Origin of the sequence: Pseudomonas sp. P8_241 (genome assembly GCF_034008315.1) — a bacterium.
Lineage (GTDB): Bacteria > Pseudomonadota > Gammaproteobacteria > Pseudomonadales > Pseudomonadaceae > Aquipseudomonas.
Genome location: NZ_CP125377.1, coordinates 664460 through 686012, shown reverse-complemented (window position 1 = coordinate 686012; position 21553 = coordinate 664460). Strand labels below are relative to the sequence as shown.

Genomic DNA, 21553 nt, shown 5'->3' with positions numbered 1-21553 from the left:
TCAGTGTTCAGTGAAAAAAGAAATCTACGGAAAAAGATCGCATCAAAGCGATGCGAAATCGATTGCCTGATACATATCGGCACCAATACCGGCAAAACTCAACATCGCCGGCAATTGCGCGGCAAAACCCTGGAAACTGTGGTCGCCACCGGCCTGAATCCGCAATGCGCAGGCCCGGTAGTACTGCTGGGCGAGACGATAGTCGAGCGTTTCGTCGCCGGTCTGCAACCATACCTGATAACGCTGCGGGTCCTGTGGGGCTGGTACTTCCAGCTCGGCCAAGGCTGTCACGTGGTCGTGGGTCAGTTCCCAGGCTTCATCGGTATACAGGTTTTTCTGCGTCCCCAGATACCCGTCGAACAGTTTGTGCGGGCTGACGGCTGGGTTGATCAACAATGCCTTCAGGCCAAGGCGTTCGGCCAGGTGAGTCGCATAGTAGCCGCCGAGCGAGCTGCCGACCAGCAGCGGCCGACCCAGCTCGGCAATCGCTTGTTCCAGCTGGCCAATAGCCTCGCGGGGATGGTGATGCAAGGCCGGCACACGCAGATGATCGCTCAGGCCCAGACGCTCCATCACAGCGATCAACTGGCAGGCCTTTTTCGACAATGGCGAGCTGTTGAAACCGTGGATATAAAGGATCGAACCGGACATTTGAGCTCCCTGAGCGTCGGCTAAAGAAGCGGAGTTTACTGTAGGAGCTGTCGAGTGCAACGAGGCTGCGATCTTTTGATCTTGCATTTATAAAACGAAATCAAAAGATCGCAGCCTTCGGCAGCTCCTACGGCGGAATGGCGTTGTCAGTAGCCGTTGGAGCCGTAATACACGGTGAATTCGTAACCGACAACCCGCTCGACACCGGTTTCCAGCCGTCCATCAGGCAACAAACGCAACCAGCGATACCCAGGTGCCTGTTCTCCGACCTTGAAATCCTCGCTCCGGGGCTCGAACTGAATGCAGGTCGACGGCGAGGCGATCAAGCGCACGCCGTTGCGCAACTGATCGATTTCCTGATGCACATGCCCCCACAACACGGCACGCACCTGCTCAAAACGATCCAGCACGGCAAACAGCGCTTCGGGATTGCGCAAGCCTATAGGCTCCATCCAGGCGCAGCCGATGGACACCGGATGATGATGGAAACACACCAGATGATGACGTTCCGGCGCTTCGCTCAACGAACGAGCCAGCAACTGCAACTGTTCATCCTGCAAATACCCCGGCACCGAACCCGGCACTGCGGAATCGAGCAATGTAATGCGCCAGTTGCCGATATCCACTACCGGTTCGAGCAAAGCGCTCTGCACCGCTGCTTCGGCCATGATCAGCGGCTCATCGTGATTGCCCGGAATCCAGCGCGCCGGAGCATCGAGCTGGCGCGTCATGTCGCGAAACTGCTGGTAGGACTCCAGCGTACCGTCCTGAGACAGATCACCCGTCGCCAGCATCAAGTCAATGTGCGGCTGTTGCGCACGCACCAGCTCAATGACCTTTTGCAGGCTGTCACGGGTATTCATGCCCAGCAGCGTGCCATCCGCTTCGGCAAAAAGGTGACTGTCGGAGAGCTGCACCAGCAGCGCCGGATCGGCGGTGGTCAAGGTGGATACGCTCGGCAAGGTGGTTCTCCCAGGGCGTGATCACGGGAATGGATAAGTACCGCAATTATGCTGGGGGACGATTGAAAGGGGAAATCCGTGAACCTGACGCAGTTCACAACTGCGAATCACAATTAACGTACCACTTCGTACTCATGCCCCAGTGCCAGGCAATGACTCAGCCATTCGCCCAGAAACATGTTCAGTTGGGCTTTTTCGTCCGGCTGGTGCATCGAGGCATTCGGATAAGGATAGATGCCGCGAAAGCGTCGTGCATGTTCGGCGCTGACCACTTCGGCCATGCAGGCATCGTGATAGACCTGCACTTCCAGTTGCGGGACCGGTAGCCACGGCAGGCTATGCTCCTGCCGCACTTGCAGGGTCGTGGTGTAGGGACAGACCTGCAGCACTTCCAGCGCCAGTACGCCAAGCATCTGGTCGCCATGGGTCACGGCGATGCGCCTGGCGGCAGGCTCGCTGCGCATGTCCGGCAGCAGTCGCATCAGGCGCGCGTAGTTCGCCTCGCAGGACGCTTGCAGCCCCGCCAGGTCTACCCGATAGCGATCGCGCAGCTTGTTTACGACCATAACCCCCTCACTTCAACGCGGTTCAAAGCCAGCCATTGCAAGGCAATGATGGTGGCCGCGTTGGCAATACGCCCGTCGCGTACGGCTTGCAGGGCGTCTTCAAAGGCCCAGACCGTGACGCGGATATCTTCTGCCTCTTCCTCCAGCCCATGCAGGCCGCCCACTCCGGTGGTGTCGCAACGCCCCAGGTATAAATGCACGAATTCGTTGCTGCCGCCCGGCGATGGAAAGTATTTGGTCATCGGCCAGAGCGCCCCGACTTCAAGCCCAGCTTCCTCCTGCGCTTCACGGTGAGCAACTTCTTCCGGTTGTTCGTCCTTGTCGATCAGACCAGCGACCAGTTCGATCAGCCATGGATTCTCGGTTTTGCCCAAGGCGCCGACACGGAACTGCTCGATCAACACCACTTCGTCGCGCTGTGGGTCATAAGGCAGCATACAGACCGCATCGTGACGTACGAACAATTCACGATTGATCTCACGACTCATGCCCCCGGCAAACAATTCGTGGCGCAGGTGCACGCGATCGAGTTTGTAGAACCCCTCGAAGCACTTTTCGCGCCGAACGATATCGACGGCCGTCGGAATGGCGTTGGTGAAATCGGTCATGACTATCCTCTTGCTGCAAACCAATACGAGGCTCCTTTTTTCCTGGAGCCTCGACTTCGCGCCATCCTAACGCGCCTGTGACGTTTGATGCAGCCCCTTTACCCTCATCGGGATGGACGGTGAAGGCGAAACCCACTCTAATTAGCTTAGTGGCGAACTGACCGCTTCGTTTAGAGTCGAAGCGGTAACTTTTTGCCTTCCCTTGTTTCAGAAAGGACGTCCATGTCGCTTTTCAAAACTGCCTCCGTGGCCGCCATCGCCCTGACCCTGGGCGCCTGCCAGAGCCTGTTCCAACCCAACTACCGGGCGCCGCTGGAAACTACCCGCGACGCGTCGGAACAACTGCAACCGGGTTGCGCCAACGCGGATTGCCCGCTGGTCAACATCGACACCCTGCACTTTCCGGACGAGCCTGCGCTGGACGGCATCGTCGAAAAGCGCCTGTTGCAGATGACCCGCACCTCGCCCGACGCGCCGGTAGCACCGACGCTGGCGGCCTATCGCGAACAGTTTTTGCGCACCGCCGGTCCGCGCAACAGCATCTACCTGCAAGCGAAAGTACGTGAGCAGCATGACGGCTTGGTGATCATCGAATTGTCCAGCTACCTGGACACGGGCGGTGCCCATGGCACGCCGGGTCGCGGCTTCATCAACTATTCACGCCAGCAGCAGAAAGTGCTGACGCTGTCGGACATGCTGGTTCCGGGTCAGGAAGACGCGTTCTGGAAAGCGGCGCAGGTCGCGCACAACAGCTGGTTGATCAGCACCAAGCTCGATCAGGAACCGGAGTTCGTGAAGAGCTGGCCGTTCCAGAAAACCCAGAACGTGGCGCTGACCTATGGCGGGGTGATCCTCAAGTACGAAACCAGCAGCATCGCGCCTTACGCGCTGGGCCATGTCGAACTGAAGATCCCCTACCCTCGCCTCAACGGCATCATCAAGCCCGAGCTGTTTCCCGGCCGTAACTGAAGGCCCGGCCCAGCACGAGTTGCAGCAACCCTGCCAGAACCAATGCCGGCAGGGTTGCGCCGACGTCCGGATACAGGTTGGCCAGCAGATGATAGGTGCTGACCCCGCCCAGCCAGGCGAGCAGCGCCGGCCAGCGCAACGCGGCTGACGCCACCTGGCCACTGCGCTTGCGCAGGATGAAGTGGTCCACCAGCACCACGCCGAACAGCGGCGCGAACACCGAACCGATCAACAGCAGGAAGTTCTGGTACTGGGCCAATGGCGCCAGCAAGGCGATCAAGGTGCAGATCACACCGATGGCCAACGCCAGGTGCTCGACTTTCAAGCGCAACAGAATCCCGCTCGACACCGCCGCCGAGTGAATATCGGCAAAGGCGTTTTCTGACTCATCCAGCAGAATCAGCAGCAGCGGAATCCCCAGGCCGGCACCCGCCAGCGCCAACAGCAACGCATTGACTTCACCGCTCGGCGCAAACGCCAGGGTGTAGGCCACGCCCAGGCTCATCAGCCAGAAATTACCGATAAAGAAGCCGATGGCGGTGCCGCCGAAGACGTTTTTCGCCCGTTTGCCGAAGCGCGAGTAGTCGGCAATCAGCGGCAACCACGACAGCGGCATGGCAATCGCAATGTCGAAACCCACAGCGAACGGCATCGAACCGTCCCCGGCCTGGGCCCACAACGCGGCCAGATCAGCCTTGGCGAACAGGTTCCAGGTCAGCCAGACACACGCGGCCAGCAGCAGCCAGATGCCCCATTTACGCAGGATCTGGCGCACGAACGTCAACGGACCGCTCACCGCCAACAGAGTCGCCAGCGCACCGAAGAACAGCGTCCACATGATCGGATTAGACAGCCAGCTACCGTCGCTGAACGCCTTTGCACCCAGCAGGCTGGCCGCATCGCGCATGACGATGATTTCGAACGAGCCCCAACCGATCAGTTGCAGCAGGTTCAGCACCGCCGGCAGGCTCGCGCCTTTGGCACCGAGACTGAGCTTGAGCGCCGCCATTGACGACAGGCCAGTGTCGCTGCCGATCACGCCAACCGCGGCCAACAGCAGAACGCCGACCAGCGTGCCGAGAAAAATCGCCAGCAACGAGCCCGACAGGCCCAAGCCCGGCGCGAGCAATGCGCCGGTCTGCAGGACCATCAGGCCGATGCCGAGGGAGAACCACAGGGAAAACAGATCGCGCCCGCCGAAGACACGTTTGTCGCTCGGCACCGCGATATCGGGGGAGTAAGTGCTGGGTTGAATGCTCAAGGGTGTTATCTCAGAGGGACATTTGTTGTTGTGGTCTGCACAGTCCTGTAGGAGCTGGCTTGCCAGCGATCAAAGGCGACGCGGTGCATCAGAGGCGCCGCAATCGCCAGCAAGCCGGCTCCTACAGTTGGCATCAAACTTTCTGGTACAGCTGACTGCCTTCCTGCTTGAAGCGCTCCGCCTGTTCGGCCATGCCCTGGGCGACGTCCGCGTCGACCGCTTCGATCCGTTGGTTGGCCGCGTATTCGCGGACTTCCTGGGTGATTTTCATCGAGCAGAATTTCGGCCCGCACATGGAGCAGAAGTGCGCGACCTTGGCCGAATCCTTCGGCAGCGTCTCATCGTGATACGAACGGGCGGTGTCCGGATCGAGGCCCAGGTTGAACTGGTCTTCCCAACGGAATTCGAAACGCGCCTTGCTCAAGGCATTGTCGCGGATCTGCGCGCCCGGGTGCCCCTTCGCCAGATCGGCGGCGTGGGCGGCAATCTTGTAGGTGATGATGCCGGTCTTCACGTCATCCTTGTTCGGCAGGCCCAAGTGTTCTTTCGGCGTGACGTAGCAAAGCATGGCGCAACCGAACCAGCCGATCATCGCTGCACCGATACCGGAGGTGATGTGGTCGTAGCCGGGCGCGATGTCGGTAGTCAGCGGGCCGAGGGTGTAGAACGGCGCCTCGTCACAGCATTCCAGCTGCTTGTCCATGTTCTCTTTGATCAACTGCATCGGCACGTGGCCCGGGCCTTCGATCATGCACTGCACGTCATGCTTCCAGGCAATCTTGGTCAGTTCGCCAAGGGTCTCCAGCTCGCCGAACTGCGCTTCGTCGTTGGCGTCGGCAATCGAGCCCGGACGCAGGCCATCGCCCAGCGAGAAGCTGACGTCGTAGGCCTTCATGATTTCGCAGATGTCTTCGAAATGGGTATAGAGGAAGTTCTCTTTGTGGTGCGCCAGGCACCACTTGGCCATGATCGAACCGCCACGGGAGACGATGCCGGTCACGCGCTTGGCGGTCATCGGCACGTAGCGCAACAGTACGCCGGCGTGAATGGTGAAGTAGTCGACGCCCTGCTCGGCCTGCTCGATCAGCGTGTCGCGGAACAGCTCCCAGGTCAGGTCTTCGGCAGCGCCGCCGACTTTTTCCAGGGCCTGGTAGATCGGCACCGTACCGATCGGCACCGGCGAGTTACGGATGATCCACTCGCGGGTCTCGTGAATGTGCTTGCCGGTGGACAAGTCCATGACCGTGTCCGAACCCCAGCGAATGCCCCAGGTCAGTTTCGCCACTTCTTCTTCGATGGACGAACCCAGGGCGCTGTTGCCGATGTTGCCGTTGATCTTCACCAGGAAGTTACGGCCGATGATCATCGGTTCCAGTTCGGTGTGGTTGATGTTGGCCGGAATGATCGCGCGGCCACGGGCGATTTCGTCACGGACGAATTCGGGGGTGATGATTTTCGGCACGCTGGCGCCGAAGCTGTGGCCGGCGTGTTGCTGGTCCAGCAGGCCGGCAGCGCGAGCCACTTCCAGCTTCATGTTTTCGCGGATGGCGACGTATTCCATCTCGGCGGTGATGATGCCCTGACGCGCATAGTGCATCTGGCTGACGTTGGCACCCGGCTTGGCGCGGCGCGGGTTGTTGACGTGGGCAAACCGCAGCTTGGTCAACTCCGGATCGGCAAGGCGTTCCTGGCCGAAGTTGGAGCTCAGGCCGTTCAGGCGCTCGGTGTCGCCACGGGATTCGATCCACGGCGAACGCACGTCGGCCAGGCCTTTGCGTACATCGATGATGACGTTGGGATCGGTGTACGGGCCCGAGGTGTCGTACACCACTACCGGCGCGTTGACCTCGCCGCCGAAGTCGGTCGGCGTCACGTCGAGGCTGATTTCGCGCATCGGCACGAGAATGTCCGGGCGAGTGCCCTGAACATAGATTTTTTGCGAGCGGGTAAACGGCTGAACCGATTGCTGATCGACCTTGGCCGAGTCACTCAGGTTGGTGGCGATTTTTGCTTTTGTAGTCATCACGGGTTCTCCAGACAGCATCCAGGCAGTGGATTTTTGTCGGAGCGAACCTGTAAACGAATGGACGCACGGGCGCTGGGAAAACCAGCTGTGCTGTGCTCAGTGCTCGAGGGGTGTTCGATTGTCGAACAACATCCCGGACGAAGCACAAGAGGACTCGCCGGGTGACGAGAAATCTTGTTCCCTACGCAGGCGCTAACCTGATCAGGTTCAACGGGATCCGAAATTATTCGATCTCAGCCTCATAGCAAGGCACCCCGACAAGAACGCGCCCAGTCTAGACACAACGGGCGAAGAACGCCAACCCCGTTGCAAACGCCATGATGAAAGGCGCAATAACACGCCGAACCAGGATTGTTGCCGCCTGATTGCGCAACTACACTCGCTACGCCAAGCTGCGCATTGACGTCGTACGAGCAGCGCCTTAGCCTTGGCGCTCAAATTACCTGTGTAATATTTAATCTAGGGATCGTCTATGCTGCGCAAACTCTCACTGGCCCTTGCCGTGTCTTGTGCGTCCAACGGAATGGCCTGGGCAGCAGAAGCGCCCTTATCGACCAAGACGGATCTGGTCAGTGTTTATCAGGAAGCTGTGGACAATAACGCTGATCTGGCGGCTGCCATCGCCCAATACGGCGCACAGAAGGAAGTCGTACCCCAGGCCCGCGCCGGGCTGTTGCCGAACCTATCGGGTGGCGCAAATATTTCCGAAGTGCGTACGGCTCTCGATCAGCCGTCCGCCACGTCCAATCGCGATGCTCACTCCTACCAGGCCACTTTGGCGCAGCCGTTGTTCCGGGCTGATCGCTGGTTCCAGTTCCAGGCCGCCAAGGAAGTCAACGAACAGGCCGCCCTGCAACTCTCGGCGACCGAGCAAAACCTGATCCTGCAAACCGCCGACAGCTACTTCAACGTGCTGCGCAGCCAGGACAACCTGGCCTCGAACAAGGCCGAAGAAGCGGCGTTCAAACGCCAGCTCGATCAGTCCAAGGAACGCTTTGACGTCGGCCTGTCGGACAAGACCGACGTGCTGAACTCGCAAGCCAGTTACGACACCGCACGCGCCAACCGGATCGTCGCGCAGCGTCAGGTGGATGATGCGTTTGAAGCCCTGATCACCCTGACCAACCGTCAGTACAAATCGATTTGGGGCATCAGCCATAACCTGCCGATCCTGCCGCCAGTTCCGAACGACGCCAAGGCCTGGGTCGAAACGGCGGGCAGGCAGAACCTCAATCTGCTGGCCAGCAACTATGCCGTCAGCGCCGCCGAGCAGACCGTCAAGCAACGCAAGTCCGGACACTTGCCGACGCTGGACGCGATCGCCAAATACGAGAAAGGCGACAACGATGCACTGGGCTTCAGCAATCCCGTTCCCCTGGGCCAACCCTACGGCGGCAACGTCGAGCAAACGACCGTGGGCCTGCAACTGAACATCCCGATCTACAGCGGCGGCCTGATCAACTCCCAGGTGCGCCAGTCCTATGCACAACTGGACCAGACCGAGCAGCAACGCGAATCCCTGCGCCGCAGCATCGTGGAAAACACCCGCGACCTGCACCGCGCGGTGAATACCGACGTCGAGCAGGTACAGGCGCGCAAGCAATCGATTATCTCCAACCAGAGCGCGGTGGAAGCGACCGAAATCGGCTATCAGGTGGGTACACGAAACATCGTCGACGTGCTGGATGCGCAGCGTCAGCTCTACACCTCGGTGCGCGACTACAACAACACCCGCTACGACTACATCCTCGACAACCTGCGTCTGAAGCAGCAGGCCGGCACGTTGAATCCGGGGGATCTACAAGACCTGGCACGCTGGCTCAATCCCAACTACAACCCGGACAAGGATTTCCTGCCACCGGATCTGGCCAAGGCGGCAGAAGAGCAGTTGAAAGCGCGACCTGACCAGTAAAAGTCATTCCTGTGGCGAGGGGGCTTGCCCCCGTTGGGTCGCGAAGCGGCCCCAAAATCTGCAATAGCATTTTTCTACGGCACCGTAGCCGCAGGAATTACGACTGTTTCGCAGCCGAACGGGGGCAAGCCCCCCTCGCCACAAAGGATCACCAGCAGGCTCAAAATCTGTCGATCAACCGCCCCAACCCATCCAGCAAACGCTGCAACGCGCCCTGGTTGGTGCGCATCACTTTCAATCCCGCCTCAGCCATCCGCTGGGCATCCCGCGGCAACTCAAACAGTCGCTGCACCGCCAGCGCCAGTCCTTCTGCGTCCTCCACTTCCTGCAACGCCCCGGCGCTGCGCAATTGCGCGGCGATTTCCAGGAAGTTGAACAGATGCGGCCCGCTCAACACCGGTTTGGCCAATGCCGCCGGTTCCAGCAGGTTATGCCCGCCGCTAGGGACCAGGCTGCCACCGACGAACGCACTGTCGGCCAGCGCATAGAGAAACAGCAACTCGCCCATGGTGTCGCCCAACAGCACGCTGGTGTCTGCGTCGACTGCATTGCCGGTGGAACGACGGACCGTGGCGAGCCCTTGCTGCTGACACAACGCATACACCGAATTGAAGCGTTCCGGATGACGCGGCACCAGAATCAGCAAGGCATCGGGATGATTGGCCAACAACCGGCGATGGGCCGCCAGCACCACTTCATCTTCACCTTCGTGCGTACTGGCGGCGATCCATACCGGACGCTCCCGGGCTTGCCACTGCCCACGCAACGCGTCGGCACGCTGAAGCAACCGCGGATCGATGGTCAGGTCGAACTTGATCGAGCCTGTCACCTCAACTGTTTCAGCTCTGGCGCCCAGGTCGAGGAAACGCTGGGCCTCGGTTTCGGTCTGCACCGCGAACAGGCTCATCTCGGCGAGCATCGGCTGCGTCAACTTGCGGAAACGACCGTAGCCCTTGGCAGATCGCTCGGACAGCCGTGCATTGGCCAGCGCCACCGGAATCCCGCGCTTGGCACATTGATGGATGTGGTTGGGCCACAGTTCGGTTTCCATGATCACCGCCAGTTTTGGCTGGACCCGATCAAGGAAACGCCGGGCAGCGCACGGCAAGTCGTACGGCAAATAGCAGTGCTGGATGCGCGGCTCATTGGCGAACAACGCCTGGATGCGTTCCGACCCGGTCGGGGTCATGCAGGTTACGGTGATCGGCAACGCAGGATAGCGTTCCAGCAACGCGCGGATCATCGGCGCCGCGGCGATGCTTTCACCCACCGACACCGCGTGCACCCAAATACCGCCCGGTTTCATCGCAGGCATGCCATACGAGAAACGCTCGCCGATGCGTTTGGCATACGCCGGTGCCTTGCGCGCCCGCAGCCACAGCCGAAACGCTACCAATGGCAGCCCCAGATAAAACAGCGCGGTATAGAGAGTTCTATTCATGGCGGCGGAGTTTATCGGCTTTTCTCGCCGATCGCCTGCAAGTGCACGGCAAAACGTTCAGCGAGCCAGCGAGCGGCCGGCCCCAGCGGTTCGTCACGGCGCCAGACCAGCTCAACGACCAGGGCTGGCGGCGTCCATTCGCTGTCAAGTTCGACCATCTGGTTCTGATAGGTCGGATACTGCACCACGTGGCGCGGCAGCCAGGCCCAGCCGAGTCCGCGCACCAGCCACTCAGCCATCACATAGAAACTGTCGGCACGCCACACTTGCGGGCTGGCCGGTTCGCTGCCGGGATACACGCTGGACTGAGTCGACATTAGCAACTGTCGGTGCTTCGCCAGCTGTTGGCAGTCGATCCGACCTTGCTTCGCCAGCGGATGATCAACACCACACACAGTGACCATTTCCACGCTGCCGAGCACGCGTCGTTCCAGGGCTTCGGGAATCTGGTCGTGGAAGAACAGCAAACCGAGATCGGCGCGACGCTCCACCAGCTTGCGCGCGACATCGCCCTGAGCCGCGCTGGTCAATTGCACTTCAAGGCTGGGAAATTTTTCCGCCAGGGCCTCGAAGCTTTCAATGATCGGTTGATAAGGCATCGCCTCATCCTGGGCCAGGCGCAGGCGCGCTTCCTGACCGCGCATCAACGCCAGTGCCCGGCCATTGAGACGTTCGCACTGGCGCAGCACTTCCCGTGCTTCCTCCAATAATCCAGCGCCGGCTTCGGTGAGCTTCGGCTGACGGCCACTGCTACGATCAAACAGGCTGACGCCGAGGTCTTCCTCCAGCAACGCAATCGCACTGCTGACTGCCGACTGCGCCTTGCGCTGATCCCGCGCCACGGCGGAAAACGAACGCTGTTCCGCGACGCTGACGAACAACCGCAGCTGTTCCAGATTCCATTGCATGTTCATGGACTGACCCATCTCTATAGCAGATAGGTAATGACTTTACCGCATCTGGAGAATCCCTAGAATGCCAAGCTCAGAAAGCAACACTTCACACGAGGATTGACCCATGACCGCTTACTACTACCTGGCCATAGCCATCTGCGCCGAAGTGATTGCCACTGTTTCGATGAAAGCCGTCAAAGGCTTCAGCACGCCATTACCACTGCTGCTGGTGATCGTCGGCTACGGCATTGCGTTCTGGATGCTGACGCTGGTGGTGCGCAGCGTGCCGGTGGGCGTGGCATACGCGGTGTGGGCCGGCATGGGCATCGTGATGGTCAGCGTCGCTGCGCTGTTTATCTACGGGCAGAAACTGGATGTGCCGGCGATGCTGGGGATGGCGTTGATTGTGCTGGGTGTCGTGGTGATTCAGCTGTTCTCCAAAACTGCGGGTCACTGACACTCTGCAGGAGCCGGCTTGCTGGCGATAGCGGTGCATCCGGCACACCGCTTTGGCTGGATCTCAGCAAGCCGCCTCCTACAGGCTCACCTGCATCCTGAAGATGCCTTGTATACTGCGCCCTCGTCTTGAACACTGAGGTCGCCGAATGCCATCCGTTATTTCCACCGACGTTCTGATTGTCGGCGCTGGTGTCGCCGGCCTCTGGCTCAATGCGCGTCTTCGCCGCGAAGGTTTTTCGACCGTGCTAGTGGAGAACGCCAGCCTCGGCGGCGGGCAGAGCGTGAAGTCCCAGGGCATCATCCATGGTGGTGCCAAGTACGCCTTGCATGGCGCACTGACCGGTGCCTCGGAAGCCATCGCCGACATGCCGCGACGCTGGCGTGAAGCCCTGGCCGGTGACGGCGAACTGGACCTGTCCGGTGTGCGACTGCTGTCCGAAGCCCATTACCTCTGGTCCCCCGGCACGATCGCCGGCAACCTCACCAGTTTCTTTGCCAGCAAAGCCGTGCGCGGCCGCGTCGATCAGGTCAAGGGCGACCAGTTGCCGCCCGCCCTGCAAGACAAACGCTTCAAGGGCAAAGTCTATCGCCTGGCAGAACTGGTGATCGACGTGCCGAGTCTGATCCAGCGCCTGGCCGATCTGGCCGGTGACGGCTTGCTTGCCGGCCAGGCAGTCGAACCACTGCTGGATGGCGGCGTGCTGGTCGGCCTTAAAGTGGATGGGCGCGAAATCCGCGCCCAGCGCATCGTCCTGAGCGCGGGCGCCGGGACGGCAGCATTGCTTGAAACGCTGGGGTTGAGTCGACCCGCCATGCAGCGTCGGCCGCTGCACATGATCATCGCCAAAGGCCCGAGCCTCAAACCGCTGTATGCCCACTGCCTGGGCGGCGGCACCAAACCTCGCATCACCGTGACCACGCACCCGGCGGCGGATAGCCAATGGGTCTGGTACATGGGTGGCGATATCGCCGAAGCCGAGGGCGTGGCCCGAGAACCTGCCGAACAAATCGCCACAGCACAGAAAGAAATCGGCCAATTGCTACCGTGGATCGACCAGAGCACGGTGCAATGGGCGACTCTGCGCGTGGATCGCGCCGAGCCACTGCAATCGGGCCTCGTCCGACCCGACAACGCATTCGTGGCCGAAGAGGGGCGTTTGCTGGTGGGCTGGCCAACCAAACTGGCCCTGGCGCCGGACTTCGCCGACCGGGTGATCGCCAGCCTGACCCGCGACGGCATCCAGCCAAGCCATCCGGCACCGCTGCCTGAACTGCCAAAGCCGCCAATGGGTGTACCTGCCTGGGAGCAACTGCTGCCATGAGCCAACCGACATTGCACGACTTGCATCGCCCACTGGGCAGCACCGGCTTGCGGGTGTCGCCGCTGGGCTTGGGCACGGTGAAACTGGGTCGTGATCAAGGGGTGAAGTACCCCAATGGTTTCCAGATCCCCGGCGACGACGACGCGCGCATGTTGCTCAAGCTCGCCCGCGACATGGGTATCAATCTGATCGACACCGCCCCGGCCTATGGCCGCAGCGAAGAACGACTTGGCCCGTTGCTGCGCGGTCAACGTCAGGATTGGGTGATTGTCAGCAAGGTCGGTGAAGAATTTGCCGATGGTCAGTCGCGCCACGACTTCAGTGCCGCTCATACCCGGCTTTCCGTGGAGCGTAGCCTGCAACGTCTGGAAACGGATTTCATCGACCTGGTGCTGGTGCACTCCGACGGCAACGATCTGGCGATTCTCAACGACTGCGAGGTCTATGCGACCCTCGCCGCACTCAAGAAAGAAGGCAAGATTCGCGGCTTCGGCTTTTCCGGCAAAACCGTCGACGGTGGCTTGAAGGCACTGGAGCAAGGCGATTGCGCCATGGTCACCTACAATCTGAACGAACAAAACGAGAAGGCCGTGATTGACTATGCTGCTGCACACGGCAAAGCCATTCTGGTCAAAAAAGCCTTGGCCAGCGGTCATGTCTGCCTGAGCCCGGGTGTTGATCCGGTGCGCGCCAGTTTCGAGTTGTTGTTTGAACGTCCGGGCGTTGCCAGTGCTATTGTCGGGACCATCAATCCGCTGCACCTCGCCCATAACGTCGCGACCGTTGCCCAGGTCCTACGTAGCAACTGATGCCGCCCCACGCGGCCTTAAGCAGGAGCCGACATGCCGCGTACGCTCATAAGAAAGAACCCGAGCAACTTCAAGACCCTGCCGTTATTCGTCGAAGCGACCCCCGAAGGCCTGACTTACCAGAGCGTCGGGAGGCCGCTGAACTTCTCCCAGACCCTGCAACGCCGTCGCCCGGTGACGGTAGACAACAGTGAACGGTTTGCCCTGGAACTGGCCAATCTCGGGGTTTCGGTACGTCTGACACTGCATTGGCAGAATCGCGACTATTGGGTGCTGGTTCGCCAGCGCCGCCAGGATCGTGGGGACGTCGTGCTCAAGTTGATCTCTGGTTATGTGCCGGCTCATGAACTGAACCTGCCATTGCACACGGCAATTCAGGAGATTGCCGAGGAGTGCTTGCTGGAGACCCCGGAAGGCTGGCTTGGTGGACGCTTCAATGAAACCTGGCTGCCTGCGCCCTACTCCGCCGCCCTGCATTACCGGGAAGCCTTGCCGTTTCGCCTGACGCCCCTGTCCGGCTCGGCACGACCGGTGCGCTGCGCCAATCTGATGTTGATTGAACGGCCGCGGGCATATGTGCATTTACCGACAGCATCGCTGCAACTGATCTACGACTTGCGTCTGGACGTCCCCAAGGAAGCCAAATCCCTGAGCCTGTTTCACGTCGACGAAAGGCTGGAAGGTGATCAACTCGTCGCTCGCCTCGATCGCAAGCGCCCCGACCTGTACCTGATGCCCCTGAAGGATGGCCACCCCACGGCCGAACTCTATACCTTGAAAAAGGACCAGCTGTATCCAGCAAGCACACGCGGGCTGTATCTGGCCGAGAGTTTTGCCCGCCAGGAAGGTTGGCTGGTGAGGGATGAACGAATTCGCTGGAAGGATTGGGTGCGCCAGCAGGGTTTGACCCCGCCGAGCAAAGATTCAGGTCTGGCCCGGCTGCGCGGGAAAGCAAAATTGCTGTTGAAGAAAATCGTTCCGCGCAAAAAAGTCAGTTCCTGAAAGCAAAAAAACGCAGCCTGCGGCAGCCCCTACACAGGAATGCGTATCCCTGTAGGAGCTGCCGCAGGTTGCGATCTTTTAACCTTTATTCAGACTTGCGGATTTTCTCGACAATCGCCGTGGTCGAGCTGTTTTCCACCAACCCCAGCACCTTCACCGTACCGCCGTAAGCGGTCACGATGTCTGCACCGACCACTTGGTCGATCCCGTAATCGCCGCCCTTGACCAGCACGTCCGGCTTGACTGCGCTCAGCAGGTTTTCCGGGGTGCCTTCAGGAAAACTGATCACCCAATCCACTGCGCCCAGACCAGCCAATACCGCCATGCGTCGGTCGACACTGTTGATCGGACGACCCGGTCCTTTCAGGCGGCTGACTGAGGCATCATCGTTGATCGCAACGATCAGTCGATCGCCTTGCGCCCGTGCCTGCTCAAGGTAGGTCACGTGGCCGGCATGCAGGATGTCGAAGCAACCGTTGGTAAATACAATCCGCTCGTTGTGCGCACGGGCATCGTCAACGGCCAGCAGCAGTTGCTCAAGCCCCAGAACACCGCGCTCGGAACCTTCTTCGCGCTGAATGGCACGACGCAATTCCGGCGCGCTGATGGCTGCCGTACCAAGTTTGCCGACGACAATGCCAGCCGCCAGGTTGGCGAGGGCCACCGCGTGAGGCAGTTCTTCACCTGCGGCGATCGCGGCCGCCAGGGTGGAAATCACCGTGTCACCGGCACCCGTCACGTCGAACACTTCACGGGCCCGGGCCGGCAGGTGCAGTGCCGGGTGATCCGGGCGTAACAAGGTCATGCCGTGTTCGCCACGGGTCACCAGCAAGGCGCCCAGATCCAGGTCGTGCATCAACTGCGCGCCCTTGTTCACCAGTTCATGCTCATCGGCACAACCACCGACGATAGTTTCGAACTCGCTGAGGTTCGGCGTGATCAGGCTTGCGCCACGATAGATCGAGAAATCCTTGCCCTTGGGATCGGCCAGGACCGGAATACCCCGGGCGCGAGCGGCCTGGATCAGCGCCTGATGGTTTTTCAGGGCGCCTTTACCGTAGTCGGACAGAACCAGCACCTTGATGCCTTCAAGCAATTCGTCGACCTGCGCAGATAATGCCAGAGCATCGGTGGCGAATGGTTCTTCGAAGTCAATCCGCAACAGTTGCTGGTGACGGCTCATGACCCGCAGCTTGACGATGGTTGGCTGGTGCGCAATGCGCTGGAAAATGGCGCGTACGCCTGCGCCCTGGAGGCTATTAACCAGGCTATTGGCGGCTTCATCGTCGCCAGTCACACCGACCAGCGAGGCCGGTGCGCCGAGGGCGGCAATGTTCAAGGCAACGTTGGCGGCACCGCCCGGGCGGTCCTCGATGTGATCGACCTTGACCACCGGTACCGGTGCCTCAGGAGAAATCCGTGAGGTACCACCATGCCAATAACGGTCGAGCATGACATCGCCGACCACCAAGACAGGGGCTTGATCGAATCGCGGCATGGACAACTTCATGGAGCAACCCACATACAGAATGAACAGGGGCGCGATATTAACACAGGGTTGGCGTCGGCTTGTGCGACGGCTGCAACGGGATGATTAGCAGGGCGTTAATGCTCATTTTTTGAGCAAAAAAAAGCGACGACCGACGACAGGGTGAGTCAGGCTCACCCTGTCGCTTCGCATCAGGCGATGTCTTCGGCCGGAGTGTCCAGACCCATGGCATGCAGGCGCGAATAGTAGCCGTTTTGGGCCAGCAACTGCGCGTGGGTGCCTCGCTCGACGATCTGGCCCTGATCCATCACCAGGATCAGGTCAGCTTTTTCGATGGTCGACAAACGGTGAGCGATGACCAGTGTGGTTCGCCCCTTCATGACCTGGTCCAGCGCGGCCTGAATGTGCCGCTCGGACTCGGTGTCGAGCGCCGAGGTCGCCTCGTCGAGGATCAGCAAAGGCGCATTTTTCAACAGCGCCCGGGCTATCGCCAGACGCTGGCGTTGGCCACCGGACAGCAGCACGCCATTTTCACCAACCTGGGTATCCAGGCCCTGGGGCATCTGGGAAATGAAGTCCATTGCAAATGCATCCGTAGCGGCCTTTTCAATGTCGGCACGGGGTGCACCGGCCAGGTCACCGTAAGCGATGTTGTTGGCAATGGTGTCGTTGAACAGGGTGACATGCTGTGTGACTTGCGCAACATGACGACGCAGATTACGCAGGCGATAGTCCTCGATCTCGACATCATCGAGCAGGATTTCTCCAACGTCGTGATGATAGAAACGTGGAATCAGGCTGGCCAGGGTCGACTTGCCGCTGCCGGAGCGACCGACCAACGCGACCATCTGTCCCGGCGCCGCCGAGAAGTTGATGTTCTTCAAGACTTCACGCTCGGTTCCCGGATACGTGAAGCAGAGGTTGCGTACTAGCAGGTGGCCGTTGACACGATCACGCTCAACCGTGCCGTTATCAATTTCCGGCTCAACGTCGAGTTGCTCGAAAATGCTCTCCGCCCCGGCAACGCCCTTCTGAATAGTCGAACTGACTTCCGACAGCTGCCTGATCGGTTTGGGCAACAGGCCGGCGGCGGTGATATAGGCCACCAGATCACCGGCCGTTGCGTCGCCACGCAGGAACAGCACCAGGAACATCAATACAGCCATGGCGGTGTAGATCACCAATTGCAGCATCGGCGTATAGACCGCACCCGTCTTGGTCATGCGCAATTGCTTGTCGGTATTGCCTTGGCTGGCAGCGGCAAAGCGTTGCTGCTCGTAATTTTCGCCACCGAAGCTACGAACTACGCGATAGCCCTGAATGGTCTCGGAAGCCACGTGAGTCACGTCGCCCATGGCCACCTGGATCTTTTTGCTCTGCTTGCGAAATTTCTTGCTGGTGTTACCCACCATGAATGCAATCAGCGGCAGGATTGCGAGCATCACAATGGTCAGCTTCCAGTTCATCCACAACAAATAGGCAAACAGGAAAACCACGGTCAAGCCTTCGCGGATCACCACTTTGATGGCGTCCGTGGCGGCGCCGGTCACCATCGTCACGTTGAACGTGATGCGCGAGATCAGATGCCCGGAGTTATGGGTGTCGAAGTAGCGGTTGGGTAGCACCAGCAACTTGTTGAACAACTCGACGCGCAAGTCATGCACCAATCCCAACGACACCCTCGCCAGGTAATAGTTACCCAGAAACGAGCCCAGGCCTTGCCATGCAGCAATCAGGATGATCAGCAGCGGCACGGCCATCAGCAACTGCAAATCCTTCAGGTAGGGGACCGTGGGAAAGAGCACCGCTTCGGGGTTGCTCAAGCCATCGACGAAATATTTGAGAATCCCGGCCAGCATCGGCTGTGTCGAGGCAAAGATCACGAAGCCGACGATACTCAGCAGGAAAAGACCGACGTAGGGTTTTACGTACCCCAGCAGCCGAAGATAGATTTTCAGGCTGGAATCCTGTCCCGCTTTAGGCGGTGCATCACTCATCGTAGAGCTCACTGATTAGGAAGAACGCGAAATTTTATCACAGGCGTCGGAACTGGCCCGCGCCCATACCAAAACACTGGCCAAACCTATGGGCAACCAGCTTATAAACCATTCTGGCCTTGGCGTACCGGACAAGCTGGCAGCGTCAAATTGCATTGCCAGCGTAGAAAACAGCCAGATTCCGATAATTCCCTTGGCATAACGCGTATCCCGGACTTTCCATGCCTCGTACAGCACTGCCAACCAGATCGCACACCACAACAGGAGCCCAGGTATTCCCAATTCAATGGTCACATGGGTAAACAAATTGTGCGTATGGTCAAAAACCTGACCCGACGTGAGCACCCGATAGTCGCCACCCAGCCCCAGGCCAAGCCATGGATGTTCAGCGATCATTTGCAGACTGGCGATCAGGATTTGCGGGCGATAAGACATACCGCGCGCCACGACGAAGGATTCGAAAAACCAGACTGCGAGCACGGCCACAATCAAGGCAGCTGCCGCGATGATGCGACTGCGTCGGTCACCGCACCACATCGGCATGGCAAGTACCGTGAAAAACAAAGCCACCCCCGCACCACGACTCTGACTGAGCATTACGAAGGCACAAAGCAAGCCTAACGCTGATACCCAGATCACTTGCAACCTGCCGGTATTGGGAGGCCAGAACACAAGCCAGACAGCCGCCAACCCAATGACATAGCCGCCCAGGATCGGATGAGATAACTCGCCAAGCCCCTCAAGGCGCGCAGCCCAAGCGTTTCCATCAATGCCATAAAACTTGATCATCGCCACCAACGCCGTCGCTGACAAGCCCACACCTGCCCATTGCATGGTCCGAATCACGCGCTCGGGTCGACCGTTGGCAAAAACCGAAAAAAACAGCACAAACACCACGATATAGAGCAATCGCTTGGCCTCGCGAAAAACGTCCGGGGCGTTTGTCCATGTGAGACTGATCAATGACCAGACCAGAAGTCCGAGCATCGGCAGGTAGACCCAGCGTTGCTCAAGGAACAACTCACGGAGCCGGGAGCGGGCAGACCAGGAAAACAATATCGCTGGCAACCACAGCAATGTGACCAACCCTTGTTGATAGATCTTGTTCGTAGGCGCAGCGGCGATGGCCAACAGGAACCACAACAAACCCATCGTCATCCATACTTGCGCCCAGCGTTTTTCTTGCATCAAATTACCCCTGTGAGAGTTCACCCACCCAACCTGGCATGGTTAAAGCTGAAACTTTTCGGCATCATTGCCCGCCACAGCGCCCCGCTTTTCCAACAAGGCTTTCTACGATGCAATGCTCCCCGCTTTCGCAAGCCACTCTAAATCAGATGATTGAAGGTGCCAGAGTACTTGAAGCCGACAGCTACGGGCCGAAAGTCTATCTGTTGCAGAATGGGAATATTCTCAAACTGTTCCGTCGCAAGCGCATTTTTTCTTCCGCGATGCTGCGCCCCTACTCGAAACGTTTCATCGACAATGCTGTCGAGTTGCAAAAACTTGGCGTGCCGACCCTGGAGGTCCTGCACTACCACAAACTGCAAACCCCGGGCATGACGGCGGTACTTTATCGACCTCTGCCTGGGGAAACCCTGCGCCAGATCGCCAGCAAGGAAGGCTTCACCTGGCAGCAGGCACTGCCAGACCTTGTGGGGCTGATACGAAGTCTTCATCAATCAGGGATCTACTTTCGGTCACTGCACCTAGGCAACATTGTAGTTACTCCAGACAAACGCATGGGCCTTATTGACGTGGCGGACATGCGCTTTCTGCGTGCGCCGCTACCCCGGCACTTGATCAGGCGCAACCTGCAGCACTTCGCTCGCTATATTGCACGCGAAAACCTGAACGACAGCTTTCCAATGAACGCACTCGAACAGGCATTGCTGCCGTCATGAGAGCAATGCCCGGGACGTCTGGCGGAAGCTCTGCCAGGCTTGATCCGGGGCAAGCTCCTGATACTGATCTGCTGCGATCGTCCTGGCCGAGACGTTGAACGCTCGCACGATAGCGTCGCGCCAGGCGTTCACATCCTCTACGGGCGCAAACCAGCCGCTATGGGCAAGTTGTTCACGAAATACTTCGAGGTCACTGGCCAGTACCGGGACACCCGCCATGACCGCTTCCTGCATGATCAGGCCCAGGCCTTCGCTCAGTGACGGCATCGCCACCCAGTCGAATGCTCGATAGAGCTGCGCCACATCACTCAGATGCCCCGTTAACAAGACGTTGTCGCGCAGGCCCAATGCCTCAATTCGAGCCTCCAGTTCGGCACGGACCGCCCCCTCGCCAACAATCACCAGTTGCATATCGGGCCGTTCATGCAATGCCGCAGCAAAGGCATCGAGCAGGCAGCCAAAACCTTTTCCAGCGACCAGACGCCCCACGGCTCCCAGAACCGGTGTGTTATCCAGAGGCAGACCTAAACGGGCACGCGCTTGCTCGCGTGTAAGCAAGGCCGAACGAAAGGCAGCGGGATCGAAAGCACTACGCAGGGTCATGACCGGAAGTTGCAGATCCTGATTCAATGAAGTCGCCAGGGTTTGTGACACCGCGACCAATGTCATCCGGGTAGCCGGTAGCCGCCTGAAGAGCGCTCGATCAAACGCATTAAGCCGCGTCGAGCCATGGAAAATCACCACCGCGTGCAGATGTGGCATTTCCTCGACAACGGGTAACAGCGCGCGTGCGACACCCAGGCCATCAAGCAGTAGCACCCGCGCATCGCTGGCCTTGAGGGCACGCTGAAAACCGTAGTGCATCCAGGGCTGGGTCAGCCGCCAGAAATGTCGCCCCTTCAATCGGGCAGAGGACAATCCCCACTCACGGACCTTGCCGACGAACACGCCACATTCGGATGCATGCCCCTGAAGCAGCCACGTTTCAATCGAAGCCGCCGCCGGAGCTTGAGACAAAATCTGGTGGTGCACCTTATGAGTCGAGGCGAACGGTGCACCGCTTGCCCACATGACGTTGACGATACTCATAGGGAAAAAAGCCGGGACTGGGGATTCTTTAGACAAGCCGTATTGCGTTCAGTTGTTGGACCAACCACTTTTTCACCACTGCAACCGATAACTGGGGCGCACGATCGGCAACCCGATGCGATTTCGCTTTCTATGAAAAAAAGCCTCTGATTCCCAACAAGAACCAGAGGCCGCCAGCAATATCAATGGCCGG

Annotated in this window: 19 protein-coding genes and 1 riboswitch; of the genes, 7 read left to right on the top strand and 12 right to left on the bottom strand. The window is 59.4% G+C overall.

Annotation, left to right across the window (positions count from 1 at the left end):
- Positions 1–42: 42 nt before the first annotated feature.
- The 4 genes from QMK58_RS03030 to QMK58_RS03015 all read right to left on the bottom strand — a co-directional run bounded on the left by QMK58_RS03030 (position 43) and on the right by QMK58_RS03015 (position 2787).
- Positions 43–651 carry a YqiA/YcfP family alpha/beta fold hydrolase gene (locus QMK58_RS03030; RefSeq protein ID WP_320395855.1) on the bottom strand — a complete coding sequence of 203 codons (609 nt, stop codon included), beginning with the start codon at positions 649–651 and terminating at the stop codon, positions 43–45.
- Between the two features lie 146 nt (positions 652–797).
- Entirely contained in the window at positions 798–1613 is an 816-nt protein-coding gene (gene cpdA, locus QMK58_RS03025) for a 3',5'-cyclic-AMP phosphodiesterase (protein WP_320395854.1), read from the bottom strand.
- A gap of 113 nt (positions 1614–1726) precedes the next feature.
- Positions 1727–2179, bottom strand: coding sequence for a DUF1249 domain-containing protein (locus tag QMK58_RS03020; RefSeq protein WP_045061863.1), 453 nt, complete (start codon positions 2177–2179; stop codon positions 1727–1729).
- Positions 2170–2787 (bottom strand): NUDIX domain-containing protein, encoded by a 618-nt coding sequence (locus tag QMK58_RS03015; protein ID WP_053153617.1) that lies wholly within the window; start codon positions 2785–2787, stop codon positions 2170–2172. The genes QMK58_RS03020 and QMK58_RS03015 overlap by 10 nt, the downstream gene beginning before the upstream one ends.
- A gap of 222 nt (positions 2788–3009) precedes the next feature.
- On the opposite strand from QMK58_RS03015, the gene QMK58_RS03010 reads away from it, so the two are divergent.
- A complete protein-coding gene (locus QMK58_RS03010; protein ID WP_095056395.1) occupies positions 3010–3756 on the top strand; it encodes an RsiV family protein in 747 nt (248 codons plus the stop codon).
- Here QMK58_RS03010 and cytX read toward each other — a convergent pair.
- Positions 3725–5017, bottom strand: coding sequence for a putative hydroxymethylpyrimidine transporter CytX (gene cytX / locus QMK58_RS03005; RefSeq protein ID WP_320395853.1), 1293 nt, complete (start codon positions 5015–5017; stop codon positions 3725–3727). The two genes, QMK58_RS03010 and cytX, sit on opposite strands and share 32 nt — an antisense overlap.
- Before the next feature lie 133 nt (positions 5018–5150).
- Positions 5151–7040, bottom strand: a complete 1890-nt coding sequence (gene thiC / locus QMK58_RS03000; RefSeq protein ID WP_053153608.1) for a phosphomethylpyrimidine synthase ThiC — start codon at positions 7038–7040, stop codon at positions 5151–5153.
- Positions 7041–7204: 164 nt separating this feature from the next.
- Positions 7205–7310: riboswitch (TPP riboswitch) on the bottom strand.
- Positions 7311–7515: 205 nt separating this feature from the next.
- Here thiC and QMK58_RS02995 point away from each other — a divergent pair.
- Positions 7516–8955 (top strand): TolC family outer membrane protein, encoded by a 1440-nt coding sequence (locus tag QMK58_RS02995; RefSeq protein WP_053153605.1) that lies wholly within the window; start codon positions 7516–7518, stop codon positions 8953–8955.
- A 160-nt stretch (positions 8956–9115) separates the two neighbouring features.
- Here the strand turns inward: QMK58_RS02995 and waaA are convergent, their stop codons facing one another.
- Positions 9116–10396 (bottom strand): lipid IV(A) 3-deoxy-D-manno-octulosonic acid transferase, encoded by a 1281-nt coding sequence (waaA, locus tag QMK58_RS02990; protein ID WP_053153602.1) that lies wholly within the window; start codon positions 10394–10396, stop codon positions 9116–9118.
- A gap of 11 nt (positions 10397–10407) precedes the next feature.
- Positions 10408–11310, bottom strand: coding sequence for a LysR family transcriptional regulator (locus tag QMK58_RS02985; protein WP_172681776.1), 903 nt, complete (start codon positions 11308–11310; stop codon positions 10408–10410).
- A gap of 103 nt (positions 11311–11413) precedes the next feature.
- On the opposite strand from QMK58_RS02985, the gene QMK58_RS02980 reads away from it, so the two are divergent.
- The 4 genes from QMK58_RS02980 (at position 11414) to QMK58_RS02965 (ending at position 14881) form a co-directional block, all read left to right on the top strand.
- The gene (locus tag QMK58_RS02980; protein WP_008004867.1) at positions 11414–11746 is read left to right on the top strand and encodes a DMT family transporter; all 333 of its coding nucleotides are present in this window, start codon (positions 11414–11416) and stop codon (positions 11744–11746) included.
- Positions 11747–11894: 148 nt separating this feature from the next.
- On the top strand, positions 11895–13070 hold the full coding sequence (locus QMK58_RS02975) for an NAD(P)/FAD-dependent oxidoreductase (protein ID WP_053153597.1): 1176 nt from the start codon (positions 11895–11897) through the stop codon (positions 13068–13070).
- Entirely contained in the window at positions 13067–13879 is an 813-nt protein-coding gene (locus tag QMK58_RS02970; RefSeq protein WP_053153594.1) for an aldo/keto reductase, read from the top strand. Before QMK58_RS02975 ends, QMK58_RS02970 begins: the two co-directional genes overlap by 4 nt.
- Positions 13880–13912: 33 nt before the next feature.
- Positions 13913–14881 carry a hypothetical protein gene (locus QMK58_RS02965; RefSeq protein ID WP_053153591.1) on the top strand — a complete coding sequence of 323 codons (969 nt, stop codon included), beginning with the start codon at positions 13913–13915 and terminating at the stop codon, positions 14879–14881.
- Positions 14882–14966: 85 nt separating this feature from the next.
- On the opposite strand, the gene hldE is transcribed toward QMK58_RS02965, so the two are convergent.
- The 3 genes from hldE to QMK58_RS02950 form a co-directional block, all read right to left on the bottom strand.
- Positions 14967–16391 (bottom strand): bifunctional D-glycero-beta-D-manno-heptose-7-phosphate kinase/D-glycero-beta-D-manno-heptose 1-phosphate adenylyltransferase HldE, encoded by a 1425-nt coding sequence (gene hldE / locus QMK58_RS02960; protein WP_053153588.1) that lies wholly within the window; start codon positions 16389–16391, stop codon positions 14967–14969.
- Positions 16392–16561: 170 nt separating this feature from the next.
- Entirely contained in the window at positions 16562–18367 is a 1806-nt protein-coding gene (msbA, locus tag QMK58_RS02955) for a lipid A export permease/ATP-binding protein MsbA (protein ID WP_053153585.1), read from the bottom strand.
- A gap of 15 nt (positions 18368–18382) precedes the next feature.
- Positions 18383–19555 (bottom strand): O-antigen ligase family protein, encoded by a 1173-nt coding sequence (locus QMK58_RS02950; RefSeq protein ID WP_053153582.1) that lies wholly within the window; start codon positions 19553–19555, stop codon positions 18383–18385.
- A gap of 149 nt (positions 19556–19704) precedes the next feature.
- Here QMK58_RS02950 and QMK58_RS02945 point away from each other — a divergent pair, with 149 nt between their 5' ends.
- Positions 19705–20271 (top strand): toluene tolerance protein, encoded by a 567-nt coding sequence (locus QMK58_RS02945; protein ID WP_256220553.1) that lies wholly within the window; start codon positions 19705–19707, stop codon positions 20269–20271.
- Here QMK58_RS02945 and QMK58_RS02940 read toward each other — a convergent pair.
- The gene (locus tag QMK58_RS02940) at positions 20266–21360 is read right to left on the bottom strand and encodes a glycosyltransferase (protein WP_320395852.1); all 1095 of its coding nucleotides are present in this window, start codon (positions 21358–21360) and stop codon (positions 20266–20268) included. The genes QMK58_RS02945 and QMK58_RS02940 overlap by 6 nt on opposite strands.
- Positions 21361–21553: the final 193 nt, after the last annotated feature.

Excerpts from the sequence above, each read along its gene's own strand:
- msbA (WP_053153585.1), bottom strand. The coding sequence starts at position 18,367 with ATGAGTGATGCACCGCCTAAAGCGGGACAGGATTCCAGCCTGAAAATC.
- QMK58_RS02940 (WP_320395852.1), bottom strand. The coding sequence starts at position 21,360 with ATGAGTATCGTCAACGTCATGTGGGCAAGCGGTGCACCGTTCGCCTCG.
- QMK58_RS03015 (WP_053153617.1), bottom strand. The coding sequence starts at position 2,787 with ATGACCGATTTCACCAACGCCATTCCGACGGCCGTCGATATCGTTCGG.
- waaA (WP_053153602.1), bottom strand. The coding sequence starts at position 10,396 with ATGAATAGAACTCTCTATACCGCGCTGTTTTATCTGGGGCTGCCATTG.
- thiC (WP_053153608.1), bottom strand. The coding sequence starts at position 7,040 with ATGACTACAAAAGCAAAAATCGCCACCAACCTGAGTGACTCGGCCAAG.
- QMK58_RS02975 (WP_053153597.1), top strand. The coding sequence starts at position 11,895 with ATGCCATCCGTTATTTCCACCGACGTTCTGATTGTCGGCGCTGGTGTC.
- QMK58_RS03010 (WP_095056395.1), top strand. The coding sequence starts at position 3,010 with ATGTCGCTTTTCAAAACTGCCTCCGTGGCCGCCATCGCCCTGACCCTG.
- QMK58_RS03020 (WP_045061863.1), bottom strand. The coding sequence starts at position 2,179 with ATGGTCGTAAACAAGCTGCGCGATCGCTATCGGGTAGACCTGGCGGGG.
- QMK58_RS02980 (WP_008004867.1), top strand. The coding sequence starts at position 11,414 with ATGACCGCTTACTACTACCTGGCCATAGCCATCTGCGCCGAAGTGATT.
- QMK58_RS02995 (WP_053153605.1), top strand. The coding sequence starts at position 7,516 with ATGCTGCGCAAACTCTCACTGGCCCTTGCCGTGTCTTGTGCGTCCAAC.
- QMK58_RS02950 (WP_053153582.1), bottom strand. The coding sequence starts at position 19,555 with ATGCAAGAAAAACGCTGGGCGCAAGTATGGATGACGATGGGTTTGTTG.
- hldE (WP_053153588.1), bottom strand. The coding sequence starts at position 16,391 with ATGAAGTTGTCCATGCCGCGATTCGATCAAGCCCCTGTCTTGGTGGTC.
- QMK58_RS02965 (WP_053153591.1), top strand. The coding sequence starts at position 13,913 with ATGCCGCGTACGCTCATAAGAAAGAACCCGAGCAACTTCAAGACCCTG.
- QMK58_RS02985 (WP_172681776.1), bottom strand. The coding sequence starts at position 11,310 with ATGAACATGCAATGGAATCTGGAACAGCTGCGGTTGTTCGTCAGCGTC.
- QMK58_RS02970 (WP_053153594.1), top strand. The coding sequence starts at position 13,067 with ATGAGCCAACCGACATTGCACGACTTGCATCGCCCACTGGGCAGCACC.
- QMK58_RS02945 (WP_256220553.1), top strand. The coding sequence starts at position 19,705 with ATGATTGAAGGTGCCAGAGTACTTGAAGCCGACAGCTACGGGCCGAAA.
- QMK58_RS03030 (WP_320395855.1), bottom strand. The coding sequence starts at position 651 with ATGTCCGGTTCGATCCTTTATATCCACGGTTTCAACAGCTCGCCATTG.